20 protein-coding genes are annotated in these 25,133 nt (G+C 35.0%); 3 read left to right on the forward strand and 17 right to left on the reverse strand.

Features of this window, described 5'->3' with window-relative positions; all coding sequences use genetic code 11:
- Window positions 1-222: 222 nt before the first annotated feature.
- The 4 genes from UH1x_RS02225 to UH1x_RS02240 all read right to left on the reverse strand — a co-directional run bounded on the left by UH1x_RS02225 (window position 223) and on the right by UH1x_RS02240 (window position 4,931).
- Window positions 223-864, reverse strand: coding sequence for a response regulator transcription factor (locus UH1x_RS02225; RefSeq protein ID WP_482624771.1), 642 nt, complete (start codon window positions 862-864; stop codon window positions 223-225).
- 679 nt (window positions 865-1,543) lie between these two features.
- Window positions 1,544-3,340: a PorP/SprF family type IX secretion system membrane protein gene (locus tag UH1x_RS02230; RefSeq protein WP_482624773.1), complete on the reverse strand. Its 1,797-nt coding sequence runs from the start codon at window positions 3,338-3,340 to the stop codon at window positions 1,544-1,546.
- A 65-nt stretch (window positions 3,341-3,405) separates the two neighbouring features.
- Window positions 3,406-4,632 (reverse strand): TolB family protein, encoded by a 1,227-nt coding sequence (locus UH1x_RS02235; RefSeq protein ID WP_482624774.1) that lies wholly within the window; start codon window positions 4,630-4,632, stop codon window positions 3,406-3,408.
- A 155-nt stretch (window positions 4,633-4,787) separates the two neighbouring features.
- On the reverse strand, window positions 4,788-4,931 hold the full coding sequence (locus UH1x_RS02240) for a hypothetical protein (protein ID WP_482624775.1): 144 nt from the start codon (window positions 4,929-4,931) through the stop codon (window positions 4,788-4,790).
- 228 nt (window positions 4,932-5,159) lie between these two features.
- On the opposite strand from UH1x_RS02240, the gene UH1x_RS02245 reads away from it, so the two are divergent.
- Window positions 5,160-5,612 carry a ferritin-like domain-containing protein gene (locus UH1x_RS02245; protein WP_482624777.1) on the forward strand — a complete coding sequence of 151 codons (453 nt, stop codon included), beginning with the start codon at window positions 5,160-5,162 and terminating at the stop codon, window positions 5,610-5,612.
- A 58-nt stretch (window positions 5,613-5,670) separates the two neighbouring features.
- Here UH1x_RS02245 and hpf read toward each other — a convergent pair whose 3' ends face one another.
- From hpf to sbnA, 5 genes are all read right to left on the reverse strand, one after another.
- Window positions 5,671-5,973: a ribosome hibernation-promoting factor, HPF/YfiA family gene (gene hpf / locus UH1x_RS02250; protein WP_036155524.1), complete on the reverse strand. Its 303-nt coding sequence runs from the start codon at window positions 5,971-5,973 to the stop codon at window positions 5,671-5,673.
- A 94-nt stretch (window positions 5,974-6,067) separates the two neighbouring features.
- Complete coding sequence (locus tag UH1x_RS02255; protein ID WP_036155525.1) at window positions 6,068-6,466, reverse strand: VOC family protein; 399 nt, start codon at window positions 6,464-6,466, stop codon at window positions 6,068-6,070.
- A gap of 83 nt (window positions 6,467-6,549) precedes the next feature.
- Complete coding sequence (locus UH1x_RS02260; protein ID WP_482624779.1) at window positions 6,550-8,037, reverse strand: type III PLP-dependent enzyme domain-containing protein; 1,488 nt, start codon at window positions 8,035-8,037, stop codon at window positions 6,550-6,552.
- Window positions 7,994-9,811, reverse strand: a complete 1,818-nt coding sequence (locus UH1x_RS02265; RefSeq protein WP_482624781.1) for an FAD/NAD(P)-binding protein — start codon at window positions 9,809-9,811, stop codon at window positions 7,994-7,996. The genes UH1x_RS02260 and UH1x_RS02265 overlap by 44 nt, the downstream gene beginning before the upstream one ends.
- 3 nt (window positions 9,812-9,814) lie before the next feature.
- Window positions 9,815-10,828 carry a 2,3-diaminopropionate biosynthesis protein SbnA gene (sbnA, locus tag UH1x_RS02270; protein WP_482624783.1) on the reverse strand — a complete coding sequence of 338 codons (1,014 nt, stop codon included), beginning with the start codon at window positions 10,826-10,828 and terminating at the stop codon, window positions 9,815-9,817.
- 313 nt (window positions 10,829-11,141) lie between these two features.
- Between sbnA and UH1x_RS02275 the strand changes: the two genes are divergently transcribed.
- Together UH1x_RS02275 and UH1x_RS02280 are read left to right on the forward strand one after the other, a co-directional pair.
- Entirely contained in the window at window positions 11,142-11,606 is a 465-nt protein-coding gene (locus UH1x_RS02275) for a (2Fe-2S)-binding protein (protein ID WP_482624784.1), read from the forward strand.
- A gap of 46 nt (window positions 11,607-11,652) precedes the next feature.
- Entirely contained in the window at window positions 11,653-13,857 is a 2,205-nt protein-coding gene (locus tag UH1x_RS02280; protein WP_482624786.1) for a xanthine dehydrogenase family protein molybdopterin-binding subunit, read from the forward strand.
- 71 nt (window positions 13,858-13,928) lie between these two features.
- Here UH1x_RS02280 and UH1x_RS02285 read toward each other — a convergent pair whose 3' ends face one another.
- The 8 genes from UH1x_RS02285 to UH1x_RS02320 all read right to left on the reverse strand — a co-directional run bounded on the left by UH1x_RS02285 (window position 13,929) and on the right by UH1x_RS02320 (window position 25,084).
- Complete coding sequence (locus UH1x_RS02285; RefSeq protein WP_482624788.1) at window positions 13,929-14,807, reverse strand: DUF6268 family outer membrane beta-barrel protein; 879 nt, start codon at window positions 14,805-14,807, stop codon at window positions 13,929-13,931.
- Window positions 14,808-14,915: 108 nt separating this feature from the next.
- The gene (gene mqo, locus UH1x_RS02290; RefSeq protein ID WP_482624790.1) at window positions 14,916-16,391 is read right to left on the reverse strand and encodes a malate dehydrogenase (quinone); all 1,476 of its coding nucleotides are present in this window, start codon (window positions 16,389-16,391) and stop codon (window positions 14,916-14,918) included.
- A gap of 148 nt (window positions 16,392-16,539) precedes the next feature.
- On the reverse strand, window positions 16,540-17,865 hold the full coding sequence (locus UH1x_RS02295; RefSeq protein WP_482624791.1) for a DUF3570 domain-containing protein: 1,326 nt from the start codon (window positions 17,863-17,865) through the stop codon (window positions 16,540-16,542).
- Between the two features lie 22 nt (window positions 17,866-17,887).
- Complete coding sequence (locus tag UH1x_RS02300) at window positions 17,888-18,100, reverse strand: DUF4266 domain-containing protein (RefSeq protein WP_482624793.1); 213 nt, start codon at window positions 18,098-18,100, stop codon at window positions 17,888-17,890.
- Window positions 18,097-19,035: an FAD:protein FMN transferase gene (locus UH1x_RS02305; protein ID WP_482626477.1), complete on the reverse strand. Its 939-nt coding sequence runs from the start codon at window positions 19,033-19,035 to the stop codon at window positions 18,097-18,099. Before UH1x_RS02305 ends, UH1x_RS02300 begins: the two co-directional genes overlap by 4 nt.
- A gap of 43 nt (window positions 19,036-19,078) precedes the next feature.
- Window positions 19,079-19,519, reverse strand: a complete 441-nt coding sequence (locus UH1x_RS02310; protein ID WP_482624795.1) for a thioredoxin family protein — start codon at window positions 19,517-19,519, stop codon at window positions 19,079-19,081.
- Window positions 19,520-19,592: 73 nt separating this feature from the next.
- The gene (locus UH1x_RS02315) at window positions 19,593-20,699 is read right to left on the reverse strand and encodes an efflux RND transporter periplasmic adaptor subunit (protein WP_482624797.1); all 1,107 of its coding nucleotides are present in this window, start codon (window positions 20,697-20,699) and stop codon (window positions 19,593-19,595) included.
- Window positions 20,700-20,746: 47 nt separating this feature from the next.
- Window positions 20,747-25,084, reverse strand: a complete 4,338-nt coding sequence (locus tag UH1x_RS02320; protein ID WP_482624799.1) for a CusA/CzcA family heavy metal efflux RND transporter — start codon at window positions 25,082-25,084, stop codon at window positions 20,747-20,749.
- Window positions 25,085-25,133: the final 49 nt, after the last annotated feature.

Consider the following 25,133-nt stretch of genomic DNA (forward strand, 5'->3'; position numbering starts at 1 on the left):
TTGGTTTGCTGTAATAAGTTAAACCAAAAATAGTTACTATACCGACCATTCGATATTTGCATCACGAAATATTATCGTAATTAGATTTTTCAAAAAATCTAATCGTATAATTTAAAATTTTAATAAACTGATTATCAATTAATTACATTCTTTATTATTAATTAATTATTTTCGAAAGGGTTTTCGTACTACCCTTAATATCAGTACATAAGAATTCGTTTTTTAATACTGTTCTAACTGATTTTGAAGCTGCTCTAATTTTGAAAGTGCTTCAGATTTTGAATTTACATCTAGCTTTAAATAAATATTCTGAATGTGAAAATTCACTGCACTTGGCGTTACAAATAACTTTTGCGCAATCATTTTATAAGTTGCTCCTTGACATAAAAAGTCTACAATCTGATTCTCTCTTTCCGAGAAAAACGCAAATGTCTTTCTATGAAAATTGCTAATGATTTTCTTAACGATATCATTGCTCATAGCGGCACCTTCTGTTTCTATACTACGTAAAGCATGTTCCAATTTATCCAAGGTCAATGGTTTTGTCAAATAACCGTTTGCTCCTTTCTTGAACGCATTTTTAATAATGTCAAAATCATTGATCTCACTAAACATAATGATTTTTACTTCCCAGTCTTTTTTCTTGAAAAGCTTAATAGCATCTACCCCATTCATATCATCTAATTCAATTTCTGAAAGTACAATATGTGGTTTGGTAAACTTGTAATCTTTAATAGCATTTTTGGCAGATGTATAGCTGCCTACCACTTCATAACCATCAATTTCTTCGAAGTGATTTTTATAAACGGAATGTAATGAGGTATCTTTTTCTAATACAATTATTTTAATATTTGAATTTTTCATAATCTCCATAGTTTTTGAAGCGATCATTCTAAAAAAGAACAATAGCTAAAGTTAGTTTTGAGTAATTTCAATCCTCTTTTACCTGGATTAAATAACTAAACAATAGGCATGTATTATGAACCAATAGTGTATGCTATACGTTCACCTTTTACATATGTAATGACAAAGAATGCCCTGAAGAACAATCAAAATAGGGAGATTGTACTTCGCAATTGTTTAGTAAAAATTAAATCAAAAAACGGATTACCGCTAATGAGTCAATTCTGAAAACCTAGGCGTTTGCCAAACTTTGGATTAATGAGATTTCGGAGTTCTAAAATGATAGAAATCTTGTGAAGAAAAAAATGTGTTTTGAAACCGGAATTTAGTAGGGAAAATTCATTCATGGTTGTGGGGGGATTTGGGGTTATACAATTGGGTTTGAATCTTTTTGGTGATCGAAATATATATATTAATATAATATACCCGATGAAAACATAAGAATTTTCGTTCAAATACCAACTTTTTATAAAAAATAAGGTAATTCGTCGATAGTTAACATAAAGTTAAAACCGAGAATTACCACAATTGTAAACCAAAAAATAAAGGAGGGAACCCAGTTATCCCCCCGGACAACAACCCCTCCTTTTTGACAATTCAAATCAACCATATAACCGTAAAGGCTTATAGATTTTAAATATTATTCTATACTTATATCATCATCTTCAAAAGTATTAGACGCGGTAGCTGTTGTTTCACTAACCTGCATGATCCATTTCTCTTGATTGTATTTTCCGTTTAAATCTGTACTTGCTGCCATTTGAGCATCGTTCTTATAATCGTAGTCTGCTAAGTATACATAATACAGACCATTTTCCTTGTTGTAGAATTGTTTAGGATCTAATCCTTTCTCAAGTAATTCTTTCATAAACGCATTCATATACTTTGTTTGGCTATACACATTTGCAATTACATAGTAACCAGAGTTCATATCTATAACATCAGAATCTACCATCATCTTTACTGGCATCTGCTTAAAGTTATCCCTTGTAGAAGGTAATTCTTTAAAATTCGCTCTTCTTGAAGCTTTTTCAGCCGCCGCGGTTGTAGTTGTTACTGAAGTTTCTTTTGATGCCGTTGCCGTTGCAAATGCATCTGCAGGTTCTGTTACAAAATCCATGGCGTCATCATTTAGATCATTTGAAGCATAGGATGTGTTTTCCTCTACGCTAAAGTCTTGTAAAGAGCTTTTAATCGTTGTATCAATATCATTACGTAACATTCTAACAATTAACTCGAATCGTTCTTCAAATGCTGCTATTCTTTCTACCTCTATAGAATCTTGACGTAGAATCAATTCATCTAATATAATCTTGTTCTCATAGGCTAAGCTGCTTTCTGAAACTGGAGCAGATGAGTTAGCAGTTGCCTCTTGTCTCTTACGACCAGATTTTCTTGCATTATCACGTTCTTCAATTAAATGAGCTATCTGCTCTTCATAATTGCGTACTATATTATCTATTTGATTGTCTGATGAATTATCTGCTACCGATATCGCCAAATCATCATCTTTAAATTTATAGGCTAAAGTTATTTCATGATTCCAACCTAAATTGGCATCTTCATTTGATAAGTCTTTCTCCATTAAATAACCTAGAGACATTTTCTCACTAAGGTTAAAACCAACGCCTGCCGCTACACCATACTCTTCATCTATCGTAGTTTGTAACCAGCCGTAGTTTGGCATGTCTAATAACAAGGAACCAAAGTAATACAGGCTACCATCATAATTCTGACCTACTTGCGCCATTGGCATTAGTCGGGCATTTTCAAATAGTCCTCTTGAATGTTCAAATGAATGAGTATACTGTAACGATGCCTTTACACTCTTGGTAGACAATTCGGTTAAAAATTCGTTCGTTGTTTGATTGTATTTTAAAAGGTCTTCTGCGTACAAACCGAAATCGAACTTACCTAAAGACAAGTTCATACCTGGCTGTATGGCAATTTTACTCTCTTTACGTGCATCTGCCAATTGTGGATCGTCTTCACTCACTACAATTCTATTTTTATCCAAACCCTGATTAAAATAAGTAACGTTGGTACCAAAGGTTAAAACAGATTTCTCTCCTAATTGTACTGATGATGCGTAGTTGGCATTGAATCCAAATTCTTGCACAACGCCAGACCACTGACTGTAAACACCAATACCTACTGCGGTATTTTCGTTTAATTTGTTGCTGAACCCTAGAAAATAGTTTTGGCTATTATCATCAAAGGTTGCATATTGATTTCTATGTAGAATGTTTAAATATGATTTGTTCTCACGTACCAAAGAGAACGTTGGGTTTATAAAAAACCTGTTGAAGAATAATTGGTTGTGGTACGTACTGCTTGATCCTAAATTTGCATTGGTTTCTTGACCTTTTACTGTTTGGACAAGAGCCAATAAGAATAAAGCAATAAGAAAACTATTGATTTTATAAGGACTTTCCATAACGATTGATTTTTACGATTAAATTTGAATTTGTCTTTGAATTGGGGGAAATGAATAATGGGTGGTTATTCATCTTCAAATACAGAACTAGAATACTGTGTCTGTCTATCTGAGTTAAAGGCTTCTAAGAAGCGATCGTCTCTATCTTTATCATTTATAGGCTTATCACTTAAATTGAAAGCTACATTTTGCGTATGCTTACCTTGTGCCATTCTGTTAGACACTACATAACCAGAACCATCGCTCTGTAAAAGATTTACCGAGTACTCATCATAAGAACTATTGATTGTATTGCCCATATTTACTGCTAGACCAACGCTACGTTGCCCAACTTCCACCATATAGACATCTAAGCCACCATAACCATCTCTACCATCTGACGCAAAAACCAAACTACCATTTGAAATAGGATTTGGAAGAACATCATTCTTCGCTGTATTTACTTTTGAACCCAAGTTTTTAGCTTGACCCAACATACCGTTTTTTTGAATTGTTGCTACATAAATATCATACTCGCCAAAAGTACCCGGCATGTTTGACGCGAAGAATAATCGACTACCGTCTGGTGATATCGCCGGATGTTTTGCCGAATAATCACCTGGGCAAACAGCCACTTCGGTAATTTTTTTCCACTCACCACCCACTTTATCGGCTTTATAAATTTTGTGTATTTCTTTCTTTTTTGAGAACATACCTGTTGTGGGCTTTTGGTATGTTTTTTTACTATAATATGCAGTTCTTCCTCCATTTGTCAATGCTACCGGTGGTGCATACTCACCAGTAGTTTTTGTTGGGGTAGCATTGTTAGATGCAAACTCTTTAACAGAACCTTGGTCATCCCACGGTAAAAAGTTTCTTCTATTATTAGAGGTAAGTCTAGATGGCACAACTGAACGTGTCATTTTGTAATCATCTTTTACCAACTCCGTCCAATTTTCATCGGCTATTTCATTTTGTACTTCTTTACCTAACTGAGATACGGCATGATCAAATCTTTTCTGGTAGCTCTTCTTCAATGTACCATCTTCAGAAATTTCCATAAGCCTACCGTACCAGTATAATGCATTTGCATATTTTTTGGTCAGGAAATTGGCATTACCTAAATCTTCAAAAATTTCTGCATCAGTAAAACCAAGCGTCTTTAGTTTATTGTAGTTCTCTGTACGGTTAGTTACTTCTTCAACCTTTCTTTGTTGAAAACTTGTACTGTTGTCATTGTAGGCCAAATCTTGGCCATAACCCATGGTTGCCATACAAGCAAACAAAAGGCTAATTTTAATTGAATTGTTCATGTTACTAGATTTTGGGGATTAATACTCCAAAGGTCTTGTAACTCATTCAATTGATTATTAATAAAAATTCATAGGTTTTTAAAAATTTTATGAACTAATAAATCCAAAAAACAAATCAAACTATTGAAATTCAGTTAATTACATAAAATATTAATTTATTTTTTTACCTGTTTATTTTTTCTTTTGTCTGAAATGTATGTGTATCCTAAATAAGCCAATTGTAAACCTACAGCTGCCATTTTTAATTTTCTACTTCTTACTAACATTTTTGCTACTCCAAATAGTGGTGATAATCCCATAATATTTTTTTATTGTTCTCGTCCAAAATAACATTCAACCGTTTTTTAGCTTAACTCTATCCATTGAAATGGTATGTCAATAGCTCTTTAATACTATAGTATTTACTTGTTTATTCAATACAGCAAAAGTTCTATTTTTTATAACTAAGCAATGCCGTCTAATGCCTGTATCTTGCTTATAGAAAATTTGTTTAATCATAGGCGTAACCGTCTACTAAAATTTAATATATGAATACTGATATAAAGAAAATTGAAGACCATTTAAAAGACTTGGTAAGTAAAAATGAAGATGCCATTAAAGGATTTGAGAAAGCATCTGAAAATTCTAAACAAGTAGGAATTAAAAGCTACTTTGAAAAAAAAGTAGTGGACCGCATGAAGTTTTTAAGAGAACTTAGAGCAGCGGTTCCAGAACTAGATTTAGGAAGAGTCGAAATTGAAGGTAGTGCAGCAGGTACTTTGCATAGAACATGGATGGATGTAAAAGCATTCTTTGCAGAAGATAATGATGAAGCCATGTTGGAAGAAGCTGTAAGAGGCGATAAAGCAGCCATAGATGATTACGACAAGGCTTTAGCTGAAACTATGATGCCACACCGTTTAAAGGAAATCATTAGAGCACAGAAAGAATTATTGCAAAATGATTTAGAAACTACTGAAATTTTAGAAACTCATATCTAAAATCATTTCCCAGTAAACTTAATAGCCCTTGCACTTTGCAAGGGCTTTTTTATGTTCATTAATAAGCTTTCATTTTATCTTTTCGCTTTTTCAGCTGTCGTTCCAATTCACTGACGGACTCATTAACCGACTCCTCAAAATTTTGATTGCTGGCTTCTGCGAAAATTCTTGGACCAGGTAAGCTTAATCTAATATTGCAAATCATCCCTGTTTCATCTGATGATGTGTTCTCTTGTTTTAGAAAAACATCTGCTCTAATAATATCGTCGAATTTTGTGTGTAGTTTATTTACCTTTTCTTCTATATACCCTTCTAATCTATCACTGGCAGTTACACCATCGTACTCATATATTATATCCATAATTATATTTAATTTAAAATCGAGACTGTACCCTTTAAGAGCCTAGCCTCGATACTTTAGTTTTTTTTTATTTCTAATGTTCTTAAAGAATAATCTATTTATCTACGTTGACCATCCACCCAATACCGTAGCGATCGGTACATCTACCAAAATGTCCCCATTCTCGTTCTCTAAACTCGTGATGAATTTGTCCTCCACTAGACAAATCTTCAAATAACTGTTTCCCTTCATCCAAGCTATTGGTATCAACACTCATATTAATCTGATTTCCATTATTCAATGGTGTATCCGGTGCAGCATCGTATGCCATAAAATGCACACCTTTTCCTTTTAATTCTGCGTGTTGTAATTTTTGACGAAAAGATGACGGTACATCTATTTTCTTATCCTCGTATGTTTGTTTGTTTTTAATATCTGCATCGAATAGGTTTCCGTAGAAGTTCAATGCTTCTTGACAATTGCCGTTGAAGGCTAAATATGCTTGTGTTTTCATGATAATTTGTTTTTATACAATTTACTTAATACCCAATATTCGCTTTGTCTTTAAACGCTTAGTTATTGATGCATTTAATAATACTATTCTAGCACAATCTTATTATCATCTATAAACTGAAAGAACGATAATTTTTCATTGGACCCGGTAAAAATTAAATTGGTAGTCAATTCAAAAAGATGTGCTTCCGTTTCAAAAAAGTGCATCATATAACCTGCCGTATTTACAAAGGCTACATACTCCCCTATTGCCGGCAATCTTGGTAGGGTTATTTTTCGTTTCAACAATACATCTCTTTCCAAACAATAAGCTCCTGTAAAATATACATCTACATGTTCATTTTCTTCAATTTCAGAATTATAGAGCATAAATGGATCTAATAGAAAATCTGCGCTAGAGCTCATCATCTGACTCATATTCATTTCTAGACCTACCAACCATTGTCCTCTTGCATCTTTTTTTCTGTGGATGACTTTAGCTATCGTCATACCTACTTGATCCAATAAAGAACGACCAGGTTCAATGCGTATTTCTATATCTTTTTTGAGCAATAAAGATGCTACCGATAATCTGGATACATCATCCGTAAAATCCAGTACTTCTTTTATAAAGGAACCTTTATTTATTTTATTATAATACGGGTAGGTATTGAGCTTTCCGTTTAACTTACCATCTTCCAATCTAAAGCCTAATCCGTTATTATTGAACGTAATATCATTGTTCTGATTTAATACTACTTCCTTTAATTTTTCGATGAAATTGGTCCATTCTTCCTCATCCTCTAAATAATTCATTAAAATACCGCCACCTATATCAATAAAAGAGACAGGATATCCTTTTTCCTTTAAAGCTGATATTATATGAGTGCTAGCAATTAAACTGATACTACGTTGATGTGTAGAATAACTATCTAAATGAAAATGAAGCCCAATTACTTCTAGTAAATCAAAAGTTTTACCGTCACCTACGTAAGAAGCAATAAAATCTACCACCTCATCTACATCAAATCCAAAACGACTATAAAGTTTCTCGCCATCAACTTCAAATCCGCTAATTCGAAAGCCAACATTTGCCTTTTTATTCAATTTAGCGGCTACAGTTTGGGTCAATCTACATTCATCTTCATTATCTAAGATAATAGGTACTCCATTATTGATTGCCAGTACTATCTGTGCTTCGGTTTTTATGGCTGCAGTCAATACTAAATTTTCAGCATTTCCGCCCAATGCCAGAGATTGTTCCAATTCTTTAAAACTAGCGGTATCTACACCAATACCAGATGCAAATGCCTGTTTTACCAAACCTTTGGATTTGTTCGCTTTTCTGGCATAAAAAATTCTATAGTTTAATCCGTACGATTGAAAAACCTGCTGATAGTTTTCGCAATTTTTATTGAAAGATGGTAAGTGATGTATATTTATAGGAGAACCATATCTTTCCACCAAACCTCTAACAACCGCTTGGTCATTAAATAGTTCATGCATCCAGTCAGAAGTTTTTGGGGTTAATTGATATTCAGGTTTTCCCTTAAAATACATTTTCTGGTCTTTCATATTTTTCAATCCTTTCATCTTTCTTTTTAATTGCTTCACAAACATATTTTGCCCAAATAGATGCAAAATCGTTTCGGGTTCTTGACAGGGTATCGTTATCACAGGTTATGCCTTCTGTAGGGGTTCCATAAAATGAAATGTCGTTGTTGACATAACCATTAACTTCAATAGCATTTCCTGCTTTATTAATTTCTACACAACCTGGTTTATAACTAGTCTTTGATTTATTTTCGAATTCACGAATTAGTCCGTGTTCTAATAAATTCTGATAAAGTTCATTTTCAAATCTGCCTTCCTTTGACCTTGAAATTGTAGCATTTACTACATAATCTATCTCCGTTCTCTGACGGTTTTCCATCTGTAGACTAAAATTATTATCGGAATCGTCTGTAGAAATAGTTGCAGATTTAGCATAAGAAAAATCTAAAACCCCTGCTCTACTTAAGGCTAACATTTTTTGCATGTTCTTAACTGGCGGACCGTAAGATATGCGATTGAACAAGCCGAAATAATGCGAATCAAACTCCCTGTGCGAAACCGCATCTAAACCTCCGAAACTATACAATTCATTAAAAACAGGACTAATTTTACGCCATGTGGCAACAGCTGACATGAGCGGACTTTTTTCTTCTCCATTTTTAACCTCATCAATCAAATACTGCATGTAATTTTGTATTTCATCAGTTGATAAGACAGACTTCTCTTTAAACGGATTTACTATAGTTTCCCAATTGAAAACAGGAGCGTCTGGATAGTCCTCATGAAAATATTTCACCTGTTTTTCCATTACAGAAAAATCGGTATCAAAATAAAACTGATGACCATAATTTTTAAACAGTACAGTGTAATATGAAAAATAAAATTCTTTCTTAATTAGGGGTAACAGCCTACTATGAAAATTAATAGGTCTATTTTGTTTTAGTCTCACTATAACCTCTTCGTTTAAAAAATACAAATCCGTATCAGCCGTAGCTGAACCATTCCTTGGTATCATAGGTAAACCTGTTCTTGAGAACGGGTATATTTTTTGAGGCTCTCTCCCTGAAGAAACATATTTTAAATTGCCGATATCATTTTTTTCAAAATTCCCCCCTCTGCCTTCTGTCAAAGCCAAAATTGCATCTATTGCCGTTAACCCGAAACCTTTTATTGCTACCAAAGATGGTGAAGATATATGCTTTAATTTTTCATTTGTAGGATAAATAAAATCAATCTTATTATCTGAATTATCACTTTGGTTTTTTTGAGTCTTAAAAGAATGGTGACCCGTTGTAAATAGGATTTTGTCACAAGTAATAGCTTCTTGTTCACCGCTTGTCTTATCCGTATAAAACACCTGATAATCATCATTATTTTTTATCATATTAGTTACCGTACCAATGTGGGTAACTACCTCAATGTTCATTGGCAATTGCTCTAATACGAATTGATAACAATCTACCAAATAATCACCTACTAGAGCTCTTGGAGCATATGTTCCAGAAGCAACAGCGTTATGTCCATTATCCGTTAGCCATGTGACAAAATCCGGGGTTTCTGTAGCCGATGAAAAAGGTTCCTTTAAAACCCAACTATTGATATTACGGTTGGCGTAATTCATTATGAGATATTCTGGCTGATCTGACCTATATACATCGCCTGACGCTAAAAATGATGTATTATTGAAAATATGAATTTGTACGGTTCTCGAAATTTTGGCTTCATTTAAATAAGCTATCAATCTTTCAAAACCATAAAAACCCTTAGGTCCAAAACCTATAATACCAACTTTATATTTGCTATTGTTATTCATAGACTAGGCTACCTTCCACCCTCCTAACGGAGTAAAAGCATTTCTACTTTCCGGCAATTCTTTTAATAACCATTCTTGATTATAAATGGTATCTAAATAGCGTTCTCCACGATCACACAAGAACAACGCACAGTTACTACCATCCTCTATTTTTTTACTGTACTTTTTAACGGCACTTATCATACCTCCAGAAGAACCACCACATAAAATAGATTCATTTTCCAGCAATGACCAGCATCCTCTTGCGCAGTCAACATCATCTACATATACATAATCGTGAATCTTGTTCGTATCTAAAAACTGGGATGGTACGCCAGCCCCATGCCCCGGAATTAAGCGTTTTAAAGGTGGACCACCAAATAATACACTACCAACGGCATCTACTGCAATAATCTTAGTGTTTAGGTTATTTTCTTTAATATAGTCTGCACAGCCCATTAATGTACCACAGGTACTTGTAGCCACAAATAAGTAATCTAATTCCCCTTCCAAGGAATCCATGATCTCTGTCATGGTTTTATGATGTGTTAACGGGTTGTCTTTATTGCCATACTGGTTAGACCAAAAGCTATTAGGAATACTAATTAACAGGTATTGTACGCGTGCCAATCTTGCCGCTAAAAAACCGCCATCCTCTTTTGGTTCTGTAACTTTTTCTATGCGAGCACCATATGTTCTAAGAATTTTCTCTGTGTGTATATTTAATTTCGGATCCACAACTACAATCAATTTAAGACCATAGTATAAACATGCCTGAGCCAAACCTACCGCCATATTTCCTGAACTTGATTCTATAACTGTATCTCCCTTTTTTATTCTACCATCTGCAAGTGCTTGTTGTAATATAAAAAGGGAAGTTCTGTCTTTAATGCTCCCCGCAGGGTTTGCTGCTTCTAGTTTACCAAAAAGGTTAAACTTATTATGTTTAAATATTTTATTTAATTGAACCAAAGGTGTATTTCCAATGGTGCTTATTATAGATTCAGATACAGTGTCCGCTATATGTTGTGTTATCATATTCAATAGATTAGTATTTATGTAAAAAACAAGGATTGTCAACTTGACTAAAAATACTTGGATAGACACTTTTTAAATATCACTATTCAATAATTAAATAACTCTTTCGGTTTTAAGTTAAAAAAGACAACGGAAAAAGACATTTTCATTTAAATTCCCAATAAATACCACACACATCTCATTACCAATTGATTACACAAATCTTTAGATTATGGTGATTTATATTTTATAAAATAAATTTTAAGAATTTTTCTCGGTCATTTTTCTGAAAAAATACCTAATTTCAGACAACTTAAACAAATCGGAAAAACGAATGGCAAATTTCAGTTTAAAAGTTAATGGAGAAACCAAAGAAGTAGATGTAGACCCCACTACACCAATGCTTTGGGTATTAAGAGATCATTTAAAATTGGTAGGCACAAAATTTGGTTGCGGTATTGCCCAATGTGGTGCATGTACCGTTCATTTAGGTGATAATGCCGTTCGCTCTTGTCAGCTTCCGGTTTCTGCAGTGGGTGAACAATCAATCACTACTATTGAGGGACTTTCTGAAAACGGAGATCATCCTGTTCAAAAGGCTTGGTTAGAAGAAGATGTGTACCAATGCGGTTATTGCCAGGCAGGTCAAATTATGAATGCCAGTGCGTTTTTAAAGCGAAATCCTAATCCTACAGATACTGAAATTGAAGATGCTATGAACGGTAATATCTGTCGTTGTGGTACTTATACGCGAATCAAAAAAGCAATTAAAAATGCTTCAAGTATTTCTAACGTGTAATTACAACCCCACAATGTTGGGATTTTAACCTTCAAAAAACAAACAGATGACACTCATTAAAACAACATATAATAGACGTTCTTTCTTAAAAAGCGGTACGCTTGCCGGTGGTGGTATGATTTTAGGATTCAGTTGGCTAGCATCTTGCAAACCAACCCCTGAGCAAGTAAGTAACATACCAAAAGAATGGTTTGATATTAATAGCTTTCTTAAAATTGGCGATAACGGTATGGTAACTATTATGTCGCCTAACCCAGAAATAGGACAAAATGTAAAGACCTCAATGCCCATGATCGTGGCAGATGAACTTGGTGTGGATTGGAAAAATGTAATTGTAGAGCAAGCTCCTTTGAATACCGATATTTTTCAAAGACAATTGGCAGGTGGTAGTCAGTCTATCCGTGTTGGATGGTCTGGACTAAGAATGGCCGGTGCTACTGCTAGACATATGTTAATTGCCGCAGCTGCAGACGCATGGCAGGTTGATGCTTCTGAAATTACAGTTGATGCAGGTTTTATCAGTCATACCGCATCAAACAACTCAGCCGGATTTGGTGATATGGCTTCTAAAGCTGCTACGATGACTGTTCCTGAAGAGGTGAAACTTAAAGAAACAAATGATTTTGATATCATAGGTACCGATAGACGAAATGTTGATGGTCCAAATATTGTTACCGGGAAACCTTTATTCGGTATTGATATTCAAGAAGAAGGAATGATGATTGCCATGATCGTTCACCCGCCTGCGTTTGGCATGACCTATAAATCAATGAATGCCGATGCTGTAAAATCTATGTCAGGTATTAAAGATGTTTTCCCAATTGATGCGTATAAAGATGATACGGAAAAACAATGGTCTGATGCTGGAGGCATAAATAAACTTGTAGCTATTGTTGGTGAATCTACTTGGCAATGTATGCAGGCTAAAAAAGCATTGAATGTGGAATGGGAAGAATCTTCGGCTTTGGAAAGTACAGAAGGACATGATCAAGCATTGACTAAATTATTGAATACTTCTTCTAAACAGCCAGCTCGTAAAGATGGTAATGTAGCTAGTGCATTTAAAAAAGCGGATAAGGTTATAGAACGCACATATAGTGCTCCTTTTTTAGCACACAATACCATGGAACCAATGAACTTTTATGCAGATGTTACTGCTGAAAGAGCTTTGCTTAACGGACCTATACAAACTCCTGAGTTTTTAGAAAAAACACTGGCTTCTAGATTAGGTATGCCAGTTGAAAAAATTGATATTAAAATGAGTCGTATGGGTGGCGGATTTGGTCGTCGTCTCTATGGAACTTTCGGTGTAGAAGCTGCGGTAATTTCACAACATATGAAAGCACCTATTAAATTGGTGTATACGCGTGAAGATGATATGACCCAGGGTACCTACCGCCCAACATATAAAGTAAAATATAAAGCAGGTTTAGATAAAGAAGGTAATTTAATTGCATGGCACGTTAAGGGTGCGGGATCTAATGATGATCTACTTTTTGAAAATAGATTTCCGGCTGGTGCCGTCGATAACTACCTAGCTGAAAAATTCAGCTTAGAAACAAATGTCACAACAGGTGCATGGCGTGCGCCACGTTCTAACTTTGTTGCAGGTGCTGAACAAGCATTTTTAGACGAAGTTGCCGAAGCTGCAGGTAAAGACCCTATTGAGTTTAGATTAAACTTATTTGACAGAGCGATAAAAGATCCTGTTGGCGAACCTGAAAAGAACGACTACGATCCAGAACGTTATGCGGGTGTACTTAAGTTAGTGAGAGATAAAGCTGGTTGGGATGGAAGTCAAAAGAACGGTACCGCAAGAGGAGTTTCAGCTTACTACTGCCACAACTCTTATGTTGCGCAAGTTTTAGACATGTCTACCGATACAAAGTCACCAACTGTCAATAAAGTATGGTGTGCCGTAGATTGTGGAATTGTCATTAACCCAATGGCTGCAAAAAATCAAATTGAAGGTGGAATCATTGATGGCATAGGTCACGCTACCTATAGTGAAATGACATTTGAAGACGGTAAACCTCAACATAAGAATTTTGATACTTATCGCTTAATACGACATAAAGAAGCACCGAAAGAAATTGAAAGCTTTTTTGTAGATAATGGAATAGACCCAACCGGCTTAGGGGAACCTTCTTTGCCACCTATAATTGGAGCTTTAGCAAACGCCCTATACAAAGCAACAGGTCAAAGACATTATAATCAACCGTTTATTACTGAGAAATCTGTAATAGGTTAAAACCCTTATGCTATTGTAAACGAAAACGCCGAAATCTTAGATTTCGGCGTTTTTATTTTCCTTTAGTAAATTTATATCTTGAATCTTAAAACTGCTCTAAAATAACTTCTAGAGTCATTATCTATAGTCAGTAAGGTATTGTTGCTACCGTCTTTTAATTTATTATTTAGACTAAAATTATAGGCAGCACGTAAGTCTAATTGTAAATGATCCGTAAAATGATACTCATACTGTAGACCACCATTAATTAAGGACATATTTATTATTTCTGCATATTCGTTGCCATTTACCAATGCCCCATTTTGAATGTTAGAGGTAAAACCATCTAATTGCGTATAAAGTTTGAAGCGATGTTTTTCCGCAAGATGATACTGTAAATTTGATTTTGGAATACCAATATTAAACGACCAATCAGGTCTAAACTTTTTGTAATAGCTAATAAACGGTAAAGGGAAAACATACCCCCTATTTTGAGAATAAGATAAACCTACTATTAAACGAGAGGGCTTTTCTAAATCTCTTTCAAACTTTTTTATAAAAACCAGATCTCCTGAAAAAACAACATCTTCTGTTGATAAATGTTTTGCTGCATTATTTGTACTAATACCCGGCTGTAGACGTACTCCTAAACGCCATCCATTTTCTAATGGTTTGGTAAAGCCAATAGTAAAGTCTAAAAGTTTAAAATCATTTAATAACTCCCTATCAAAAGGAAGCTCATCATCTTTAAAGCGAAGATGAACATTACTATAATCTACTCCTAAAAATAAATACTGCCCTTCTTTCTTAAGTTTTACTGGGTAATTGACAAGAAATCTTGATCGAGTATATTCTACATCTGACCCTTTATTAGGAATAAATGTAAAATCTAAACGAGCCAAATCACTTAATTGCGCTTGCGCCGTAAAGCTAGTTATGAAAAGAAAAAATAATAAGAAATTAAACCGCATTTTCTATTTGAAGTATCTGCTCTGAATAATGATAATGCAAGTACTATCTTTTTATTGTGTTGACTTAGTGCTATTAAGCATAAAACTATCTTAAATAAAATAAGGTGTCTACAATTCTAAAACTTGGGTTACGCGTTCAAGCTGAGCATCAAACAATTCTTTGGTAACTTCTTTTTTATAAAAAGGCACCATTTTATTCAATTGTTCTTTTCCTTTTTCAGATGTTGTTAATTCTGGAAATGCCTTTTCAAGTACATCTAACATAATCTTCACCGATGTAGATGCTCCCGGCGATGCACCCAACAAACAAGTAATTCTACCATCTTTACTACTTACTAGCTGTGTACCAAATTCTAATGAGCCACCTTCAAACTCATCTTTCTTTATGGTCTGCACACGCTGCCCGGCAACCATAATTTCCCAATCTTCATTTTTGGCATCTTTAAGAAATACTCTTAACGAATCCATTCTATCTTCAAAGCTCATAGCTACTTGTTCTACCAAATATTTTGTTAGCGGTAAATTGTGCCAAAACACACCCCACATTGATGGTATATTATCAAAATTGATAGATTTCAATAAATCTAAATACGAGCCTTCCTTTAAAAACTTGGGACTAAAACCTGCAAACGGACCAAATAACAATTCTCTTTTACCGTTGATAAACCGTGTATCTAAATGAGGAACCGACATTGGTGGATCTCCAATACCTGCTTTGCTATACACTTTGGCATTATGCTGATTAATTATATCTGGATTTTTACATACCAACCACTCCCCGCTTACCGGGAAACCACCATAACCATCCTTTTCATCAATCTCTACTTTTTGCAATAATAACAAACTACCGCCACCAGCACCTATAAAAACATGTTCGGCATCTACCGTATTCTTAGCACCTGTGTTCAGATTTTCCATTTTTACCAACCAGTCTACATCATAATCGGGATCAATATCTTCTACTTCGGTATTGAACAAGACTTTAGTATCATATTGTTTTTCTAGTATATCGAATAATTGCTCTGTTAACGAACCGTAATTCATTTCTGTTCCTCTATCAATTCTAGAAGCCGCCATAACCTCATCATCGGTTCTATTGTGCATCATCAACGGAAACCACTGCTGCATCTTTTCAACTTCTCTTGTAAACTCTATGGTATTGAACATGAAGTGCTCTTTAAAAGCTTTAAATCGATTCTCAAGGTAGTCGGCATTATCTTTCCCTTTTACCCAGCTGTGATGTGGTACCGGAGTAATAAATGATTTTGGATCCTTAATAAGTCCTTCTGCTACTAAAAAAGACCAATATTGTTTAGAGGTTTCAAATTGCGTACAAATGTCTATTGCCTTTTTAATATTGACATGACCATCATCATCTTCTGGCGTATAATTAAGTTCACATAAGGCGGAATGACCTGTGCCGGCATTGTTCCAAGCTGCAGAACTTTCTTGCGCCACTTTATCTAATCGTTCAACGATCAGCACATTAAGATCTGGCTTTAACTGTTTTACCAATAATGCTAGCGTAGCACTCATGATACCCGCACCTACACAAATAAGATCATATTCTTTTCTCAATTCCATCAAAATCAAATTTTATTACAGCTTTATACGCTTGAAAAGTTAACTATTTCTTTTGGTTAATTCTGAACGAACCAGAAATTAAAACCATATTATAAAAACAAAAAGCCGGTCTCTAGACCAGCTTTTTATATATCAATCATTATAATTTTTAATCCATAACAAACTTAAACCCTGCGGTGATGATACTAGAACTAAAGGTTGTATCCCTATCATATTTATAGAACTTTAAATCAATACTTTTAAGTCCGAGTTTCCAGATATGCATTTTCGTGAAAATATCTGTGTAAGAAACGCCCATACCAAATTGGTTTGCCGAATATTTTGACAAATCATAATCTGATGTATAAAACGTATCTGTAGAAAGTGCTTCTTCATAACCAAAGAAATAATCTGCGGCAGTTTGTTGGTAAAATCGATACGAGGGATAAACCGTAAACTTATCTGTAAGCTTAATAGGCACCTCTACACTTGCAGTGTGGGAGTTTATACCCCAATCATCATAGTAATACCTATAGAAGCTCCTTACAACCACCGTTTCATTAATATACCAGTTTAAACGACCGCCTGCAGCAACCTTAAATCTGGTATCCGGTAATTGCTCTATGGCATCTGCCAATTGAAAATTATCTATAAACGAATCTGCGACATCGCTGAAATAAACCCTTTGAAAAGGTGTGGACAACAAACCTTCTTGCTGAATAAAATCTAATGCTAATGAACCTTGTAGATTCTTGCTTAAAATTTGAGAAAAACCGAATCCCACAGAATAAGAATTTCTCGTTTCATCAGAAAATTCATTGAATATGGGGCTGTAATTGGTATTACCCGTAATTGTATTATTACTAAATAGTCCATTCGCCAAACCATTCGCTCCACTTGCAAAAGGTCTTAATTCAGTAGGATAAATTACCGTCCAGCTATCTAAATAGACATTGGCATTTACACTAACCTCCGTATTCTTTTCATTAAACAACTTTGTTAATCCACCACCGAAACCTAATGAGAAATAATCGTATTCTCTTGATACCGATAGTTTACCTGACACAATTGTATTTCTATCATCTGAACTATGACTGTAAGAACCAGATAAACTTGCCCAAGTATCTGAACTAGAAGCGCCAGAACTTGCTACAAACGGATCTGCCGGCTCGCCACCATCAAAAGGACCAACATTACTTGAAGAAGCCGAGGTATATGCTGAAACACCGGCGTCTATGGTTAGAACATCGTCATCGTTTAGGGGAATAGAAACTATGAAAGTACCTGTGAAATCTGTCAACTCTTCCGTACCCAAACCACCACTTACCGCAGCATTGTCCCCATCTTGGGAATAGTAACTTGTTAAAAAATCTACCTCAGTAGTTTCTAAAACACGCTTTTTGTATGTTTTTACAGAATCTTGAGTTTGTTGAGCATAACTCATCGTGCACACGAATAAAGCAGCTAAAGAAACTGTTATTTTGAATATCTTCATTTTACAAAAATTATATGCTATACTAATTACAGCCGCAGCCACCACCAGTTTTACCTCCGTTTGCACCTGCTGCAGCTTCTCTGTAAGAATGAGCAGTAGTTAAATTCCGGTCTGCCTTTTTATCTTGCAAAACCATATCTGGATCATTAATATTAATTTTCTCATACTCCTTCAGCACGGTACAGCTAGTAAAAGAAGCTGCTATCAATGTAAAAATTAAAATCTTCTTCATCATGACTTTTCTATTTCTATATTCTTTGATGTGATAATATTTCCTTTATTATCTATAATAATACATTCAACTTGTGGTAATTGTTCTATTCTATTTAAGCCGACTTCTTTACCCATAACAAATACCGATGTTGCCAAGGCATCAGCTAATTCTGCTTTGGGAGCAAATACGGTAACACTAATAATCCCAGTTGCCGGATAACCACTTCTAGGATCAATTATGTGGGTATATCGAATATTATTGAAATTCACATACTTCTCGTAATTACCCGATGTTACTACTGCCCCATTTTGTATTGGTAATAATGCAAAAACCTTATTTTTATTCATAGGGTTGGTTATGGCAACCTTCCACTCTTTACCATCAGGCTGTTTTCCCCAAGTATTCATATCGCCAGATGCATTAATGATACCTGCAACAACGCCTTTAGATTTCAACAGCTCTTTTGCCTTATCTGCGGCATACCCTTTACCAATAGCTCCGAAACCGATTTTCATTCCGGCTAACTTCAGAAAAACGGTATGGTTCTCTTTATCCAATATAATATTCTGATACCCTACTTTAACTACAGACGCTTTAATGGACTCTTCTGAAGGCATAACGGTCATGCTACCATCAAACTTCCAAATTTTATCCATAGAGGCATAACTAATATCAAAAGCCCCATCGGTCAGCTTAGAAATACCTATTCCCCGTTGTATTAAATTGAATAATTCTATATCAACTTGCACTGGCTTAATGCCAGCATTTCTATTAATTTTTGATGTCTGCGAGTTTGGATCCCAAGAAGAAATCAGCTTTTCTATTCTTGTTATTTCACTGATAGCCATGTCAATATATACATTGCCTTCAACAGGATCTTTAGCCACTACGGTAATATCAAAACGGCTACCCATTAATTTAAGGGTACGCTTATAGGGCTCCTGAGCATACAGCATACCAACAGAAAAAAATAATACTATGAGAGTTAGTTTCTTCAATCTATTTTATGAATGAATTTAATTCTTCTATGTACTCTTTGGGTGTCAGTTTCTTGTAACTGGTTTCTCCATATACTTCACCATTGGCATTCATAACCACAACAAAAGGAAAAATTCCCTGATTATTATAACTTTCAGCCAATGCTTTATTCTTGTTCAATTGCTCTTCTGCCAACGCATTCTTTTTTCTACGAGGAAAATCTGCCTGTAACATTACATAATGCTCTTTTGCATATTCTTTAAATTCATCTGTTGACCAAATTGCTCTATCTAATTTTATACAAGGTGCACACCAATCTGAACCTTGAAAAACTAGTATTATTGGCAGATCATTAGTTTCGGCAAGCTTTTTAGCTGTTGTAAAATCTGTATTCCAGTCTTGCGCTGTTATTGTACCAACACTAATCACTGCAAATAACAGTAACACTATATATTTTTTCATATCTATTTATTAAATTAACTTGAACTAAGTCATTTATTCCATCAATAACTTTCTTTTTACTACTATATTAAAGTTACGCTCCTATCAGGCTAAACGCACCTTTTGCCAAAAATTGTGCATCTTGTTTAAAAGTCGATGAATTACTGAACGAGGTTCTTTTTCCATAACTACCTAATAACTCGACAGGTACTTGCTTAAAATAATAATTACCTTCTTTTTTTTCATCTAATACCAATACATAAGCCTCGTTATCTACTACTGCAATAGCCTCTGAAGGCAATGACATTTGTTTTGATGTTTCTGTAATAATATTCGCCTCTACGAACATGCCAGTTAAAAAGTTAGCTTCATCTTCATTTTCTATATGTGCATGCACTTTTATGGTTCTATTTTCACCAATTGAGGTACCTACCAAATGGACTTCTGCTATATACACCTCTTTTGAAGCTTCTGGTATTTTAAATTCTACCACCTGATCTTTTTTCACTTTCATAATATCTTTTTCAAAAACCGAAAGTTCTAGGTGAATATGGTCATTATTAATGATTTCCATGATAGAAGTTGCGGGAGAAACATAGGTGCCTTTTGAAACATTTACACTCGTTATACTGCCAGCAATAGGCGCAAAAATGGTAGCTACGGAACTTATATTTCCTTTTTCTACTTGCTCAGGTGATATATTCAACATGATTAATTGCTTTCGAAGTCCGTTATATTTTGCTACTCCTGTTTTATAATCGCTCTCTGCTTTTAAAAAGCTTTTTTGTGATGTTATATTTTCCGCTACCATTGTTTGCTGACGTTCATATTCTGCCTTTAAATAACTTAACTGCCCGTTCACCTCCATATACTGCTGTTGTAAGGATACGAACTCCGGATTTTCAATGGTAACCAACAACTGCCCTTTACGTACTTTGTCTCCTATTAACAAAGGTGTGGTTTTAATATAGCCACCCATAGTTGCATTAACCACCGCTCTATTTTCTGGTGGTACGTCTATCATACCCGAAGTCTTTACCATTACTGGAAAATCACTTTCAGTCATACTAGCAATCTCCATTTTATTCTGGTCGAATTGTGCTTGCGTAATACGAATTCGATCATCTGTTTGTACTTCAGATACGCCATTCTCACTTGATTTATTTGCCTTACCCCCACAACTTGAAATTATGATGAACATGAAAAGCATTATTATTTTGAATATATATTTTTGCATGATGCCCTTATTTATAATGTTAAGAAATTAATGTCTGTAGCGATTTCGTTATACGCTTTTAACTCATCTAGATAGCCCAATTTTATATCATATGCACTTTCTAAACTTTGTATATATTGAAAGAAATCAATTTCACCATTTCTAAAGCTGATGTTCGCGGTCTTCAATATTTCATCTGATAGCTCTGCACCTTCGTTCTCATAGTAATTCAGTGAATTTTGAATTTGAAGGATTTGTTGCCTCAAAATTTCTTGTTTTGATTTTATCTGGATTTTATATGCAACGGACTCAGCTACCGCTCTTTCTTTGGCAATTTTAGATGCCTTGATTCTAAAGGCATTACCACTGAATATTAGCGGAATTTTTAGCCCTAGTTGATAACCCAAAAGATTATCGTTCAATTCTGAATTTGTTCCTTGAAAATAGGCTAAACTGATATCTGGCAATAGTTGCTGTTTTTCTAGTTTATGGGCTGCAGCCATAAGTTGCATATTATTCTCATAGTACACAGACTCTGGAGAAGCATCTACATTTACTTCATTAATGTCAATTTTCAAGTTCATTTCTTCAGAAATAACCAAACTATCCTTTACCTGAATTAATTGCAGTAAATTGGAATACGCAGCAAACTTTTCCTGAATAGCTTGCTGATAGTCCAGATTGATTTTTCTCTGCTTAGAAGCTGCGGTTATTTTCTCTAAATAATTGGTTTCACCAAGTTCAAATCTACGAGCTGCTACCTTAGAAAAATTAGCATATAAACTATCCAACTGTTTATACACTCTAACTTTTTCTCGTGTAATTTGATACTCGTAATAACCTCTGGTAACATCTCTAGTAATTGCCTTACTCTGAATATCATATTCACTTTGCACCAAAGTAGTTTTCACCTTATTGACTTTCTTTTCAGAAAAATAAGCAGTTGGAAAACGAAAATCTTGCTGAACACCAAATACTTTTAACGGTACATCATTGATGGCAAGGTTATTTTCATCATATTCATAATACACATGGGTTTTATTGAACATAAATGCACTATTGATCAATGCTTCAGATTCATCAACTTTCAGTCGACCAGCTTTTAACCTCATGTTATTCTCGATAGCCAAGGGAATTAATTCATCGAGATTTTGCCCTTTCGGTTCTTGTGCCGATGCGCCAATTGAAATAAGCAATGCAATAAAAGCAATACCATTTTGCAATGTGGTTTTTGGTATTGGCTTTCTTGAATTCTCATGCTTAGCAAAAATGGAATACAACACCGGTAATACTACTAAAGTTAATATGGTTGCCGTAAACAAACCACCGATAACTACGGTTGCCAATGGTCGTTGTACTTCCGCACCTGCGTTGGTAGATATTGCCATAGGTAAAAAACCCAGAGCAGCTGCGGATGCTGTCAATAATACTGCTCGCAACCGATCTTTTGCACCTTGTTTTATTAAATCGTCTAAACTCTCAAAAGAATATTTTTTCAGCTCTTTAAAATGCTCTATCAAAACAATACCATTTAATACTGCGATACCGAATAACGCGATAAACCCTACTCCCGCAGAAATACTGAACGGCAATCCTCTCAGCCATAATAACAATATGCCACCAACTGCTGCCAGCGGAATTGCCGAATAAATCATTAGGGCTTCTTTTACCGACTTAAATGCGAAGTATAACAATACAAAAATGAGTACAAGTGCTATAGGTACTGCCACTAAAAGTCGGTCTCGGGCACTTTGTAAGTTTTCAAATTGACCGCCATAGGTTATGGTATACCCTGCTGGTAATTTTACATTGTCGTTAATTAATTTTTGAACATCATCTACAACCGATTGTAAATCTCGATTACGGACATTTACACCTACCACTGTTCTTCTCTTGGTATCATCTCTTGATATTTTTGCAGCACCTTTTTTATACGTGATATCTGCCAGCTCGCTTAAGGGAATCTTTCCTCCATCGGGCAAATCAACATACAGGTTTTTAAGGTCGTCAATATCTTGTCGTTTTGCTTTATCTAATCGCACGACTAAATCGAGCCGCTTTTCACCTTCAAAAACATTACCCGCAGTTTTACCGGCAAATCCCATAGAAACCATATCGTTCAGTTCTTGAATATTTAATCCGAAACGTGCAATTTTTGCGCGGTCATAATCAACACTCATTTCAGGCAAACCTGCTATTTTCTCTACACTAATATCTGCAGCTCCTTCAACGTCTTTAATCAATGCTCCGATTTCATTTCCTTTTTTAGCCAAAACATCTAAATCAGGACCGAATATCTTTATGGCAATATCTGCACGAACACCTGTAATCAGTTCATTAAAACGCATCTCTATAGGTTGCGTAAACTCTACTTCCATACCTGGTATAATGGCTAATGCCTCTTTGAATTTATCGGCTAGCTCATCTTTAGATTTTGCACTTGTCCACTCCCCTTTCGGTGCCAACTTTATGATGACATCACTTTCTTCCATAGACATAGGATCGGTTGGTACTTCGGCAGCTCCAATTCTAGTGACTACCTGCTGAACCTCTGGAAAATTATCTAGTAAAATTTTCTCTATCTCAGTCGTAATTTCAACCGTTTTACTTAATGAAGTTCCTGTTTTTAATACGGGCTGAATAACAAAATCGCCTTCATCTAAAGTTGGTACAAACTCGCTGCCCATATTCGTATATAAAATTGTAGCCCCAATAAGCAGTATGGCCGCAATGCCCAGAACAACTCTCTTGCTTTGCAAAGCCCAGTTTATAATAGGCTCATATTTCTTATTCAACCATTTCATTAAACGAACAGATATATTTTTGTCCGACTCTTTTGATGGTTTTAAAAAGATTGATGCCGCAACAGGTACATAGGTAAAACATAAAATCATTGCCCCAATTAATGCGAAACTAAAAGTCAATGCCATAGGCTTGAACATTTTACCTTCTACTCCGCTCAACGATAGAATGGGAATAAAAACAATGAGTATAATCAACTGCCCAAAAATGGCAGAATTCATCATTTTAGAAGCTCCATTAAATGTAATTTTATCTTTTAGCTGCTGCTGCTCAGTTTTATGCAAATCATTTATTTCCTGCTGTTTTCTTGTGATTTCAAAGGCTATAAATTCTACAATAATTACGGCGCCATCTATAATAATACCGAAATCTATAGCCCCTAAGCTCATTAAATTGGCATCTACACCAAATATGTACATGAGTGATAATGCGAATAATAAACACAGGGGAATTACAGAGGCGACCACCAAACCTGATCTAAAATTACCAAGCAGTAATACCACTACAAAAATGACAATTAAACACCCTAAAATTAAATTCTCGCTTACCGTAAATGTAGTTTTTGCAATAAGCTCGCTTCGTTCTAAAAACGGATTAATATACACTCCCTTAGGTAACGAAGTTGAAATTTCAGTAACACGTTTTTTAACCGCTTCAATTACTTTTTTAGAGTTCGCATCTTTCAACATCATTACTTGACCCAGTACCTTCTCACCTTCGCCATTACCGGTAATAGCACCAAAACGAACTGCGCTACCAAAGTCAACTGTAGCTACATCTTTAATATAAATGGGTAGTCCATTTTTAGTTGTTATTACGATATTTCCAATATCCTCAAGTGATGAAAGCAACCCTTCACCCCGAATAAAAAAAGCCTGATTCACCTTTTCAATATAACCGCCACCCGAAACACTATTGTTAGTTTCCAATGCTTTGAAAACATCACTTGCTGTGATATTCATGGCATTTAGTTTTTGGGTATTTATAGCTACTTCATATTGTTTTAGAAATCCGCCCCATGTGTTCACTTCTACTACACCGGGTATACCTGATAATTGTCGTTTTACGATCCAATCTTGTATGGTCCTTAATTCAGTAGACGTATATTCATTTTTGTACTCTGGTTCCACTTCTAAAACGTATTGATAAATTTCACCCAGCCCAGTTGTAATAGGTCCCATTTGTGGCGTACCAAAACCTGCAGGTATTTTCTCTGAAGCTGAAGCAATTTTCTCGGCAATAAGCTGCCTGGGCAAATACGTTCCCAAATCATCTTCAAAAACAATAGTAACAACAGACAAACCAAACTTAGATACTGAACGAATTTCTTTGACTCCCGGTAAGTTTGCCATTTCAAGCTCTACCGGATATGTTATGAATTGCTCCATATCTTGTGTAGATAAATTACGTGATGTCGTAATTACCTGAACCTGATTATTGGTAACATCCGGTACAGCCCCAATAGGTATTTGTGAATGTGCAAATAAACCGTACCCAATAATAAATACGGTAAATAGAAGAACAATAAGCTTATTCTTTAAACTGAAATTAATGATATGTGATAGCATCTTTTCATATAAATCAATGTGAAGCGCTCAAATTCATAAAGATGAATCT

The sequence above is a fragment of the Maribacter sp. UH1 genome (assembly GCF_056839145.1).

Coding starts and splice junctions, on each gene's coding strand:
- UH1x_RS02280 (WP_482624786.1), top strand. CDS start 11,653: ATGACACTCATTAAAACAACATATAATAGACGTTCTTTCTTAAAAAGC.
- UH1x_RS02245 (WP_482624777.1), top strand. CDS start 5,160: ATGAATACTGATATAAAGAAAATTGAAGACCATTTAAAAGACTTGGTA.
- UH1x_RS02320 (WP_482624799.1), bottom strand. CDS start 25,084: ATGCTATCACATATCATTAATTTCAGTTTAAAGAATAAGCTTATTGTT.
- UH1x_RS02240 (WP_482624775.1), bottom strand. CDS start 4,931: ATGGGATTATCACCACTATTTGGAGTAGCAAAAATGTTAGTAAGAAGT.
- UH1x_RS02300 (WP_482624793.1), bottom strand. CDS start 18,100: ATGATGAAGAAGATTTTAATTTTTACATTGATAGCAGCTTCTTTTACT.
- UH1x_RS02225 (WP_482624771.1), bottom strand. CDS start 864: ATGAAAAATTCAAATATTAAAATAATTGTATTAGAAAAAGATACCTCA.
- UH1x_RS02255 (WP_036155525.1), bottom strand. CDS start 6,466: ATGAAAACACAAGCATATTTAGCCTTCAACGGCAATTGTCAAGAAGCA.
- hpf (WP_036155524.1), bottom strand. CDS start 5,973: ATGGATATAATATATGAGTACGATGGTGTAACTGCCAGTGATAGATTA.
- UH1x_RS02315 (WP_482624797.1), bottom strand. CDS start 20,699: ATGTTCATCATAATTTCAAGTTGTGGGGGTAAGGCAAATAAATCAAGT.
- UH1x_RS02235 (WP_482624774.1), bottom strand. CDS start 4,632: ATGAACAATTCAATTAAAATTAGCCTTTTGTTTGCTTGTATGGCAACC.
- UH1x_RS02265 (WP_482624781.1), bottom strand. CDS start 9,811: ATGAATAACAATAGCAAATATAAAGTTGGTATTATAGGTTTTGGACCT.
- mqo (WP_482624790.1), bottom strand. CDS start 16,391: ATGGAATTGAGAAAAGAATATGATCTTATTTGTGTAGGTGCGGGTATC.
- UH1x_RS02285 (WP_482624788.1), bottom strand. CDS start 14,807: ATGCGGTTTAATTTCTTATTATTTTTTCTTTTCATAACTAGCTTTACG.
- sbnA (WP_482624783.1), bottom strand. CDS start 10,828: ATGATAACACAACATATAGCGGACACTGTATCTGAATCTATAATAAGC.
- UH1x_RS02305 (WP_482626477.1), bottom strand. CDS start 19,035: ATGCTGTATGCTCAGGAGCCCTATAAGCGTACCCTTAAATTAATGGGT.
- UH1x_RS02310 (WP_482624795.1), bottom strand. CDS start 19,519: ATGAAAAAATATATAGTGTTACTGTTATTTGCAGTGATTAGTGTTGGT.
- UH1x_RS02295 (WP_482624791.1), bottom strand. CDS start 17,865: ATGAAGATATTCAAAATAACAGTTTCTTTAGCTGCTTTATTCGTGTGC.
- UH1x_RS02260 (WP_482624779.1), bottom strand. CDS start 8,037: ATGAAAGGATTGAAAAATATGAAAGACCAGAAAATGTATTTTAAGGGA.
- UH1x_RS02275 (WP_482624784.1), top strand. CDS start 11,142: ATGGCAAATTTCAGTTTAAAAGTTAATGGAGAAACCAAAGAAGTAGAT.
- UH1x_RS02230 (WP_482624773.1), bottom strand. CDS start 3,340: ATGGAAAGTCCTTATAAAATCAATAGTTTTCTTATTGCTTTATTCTTA.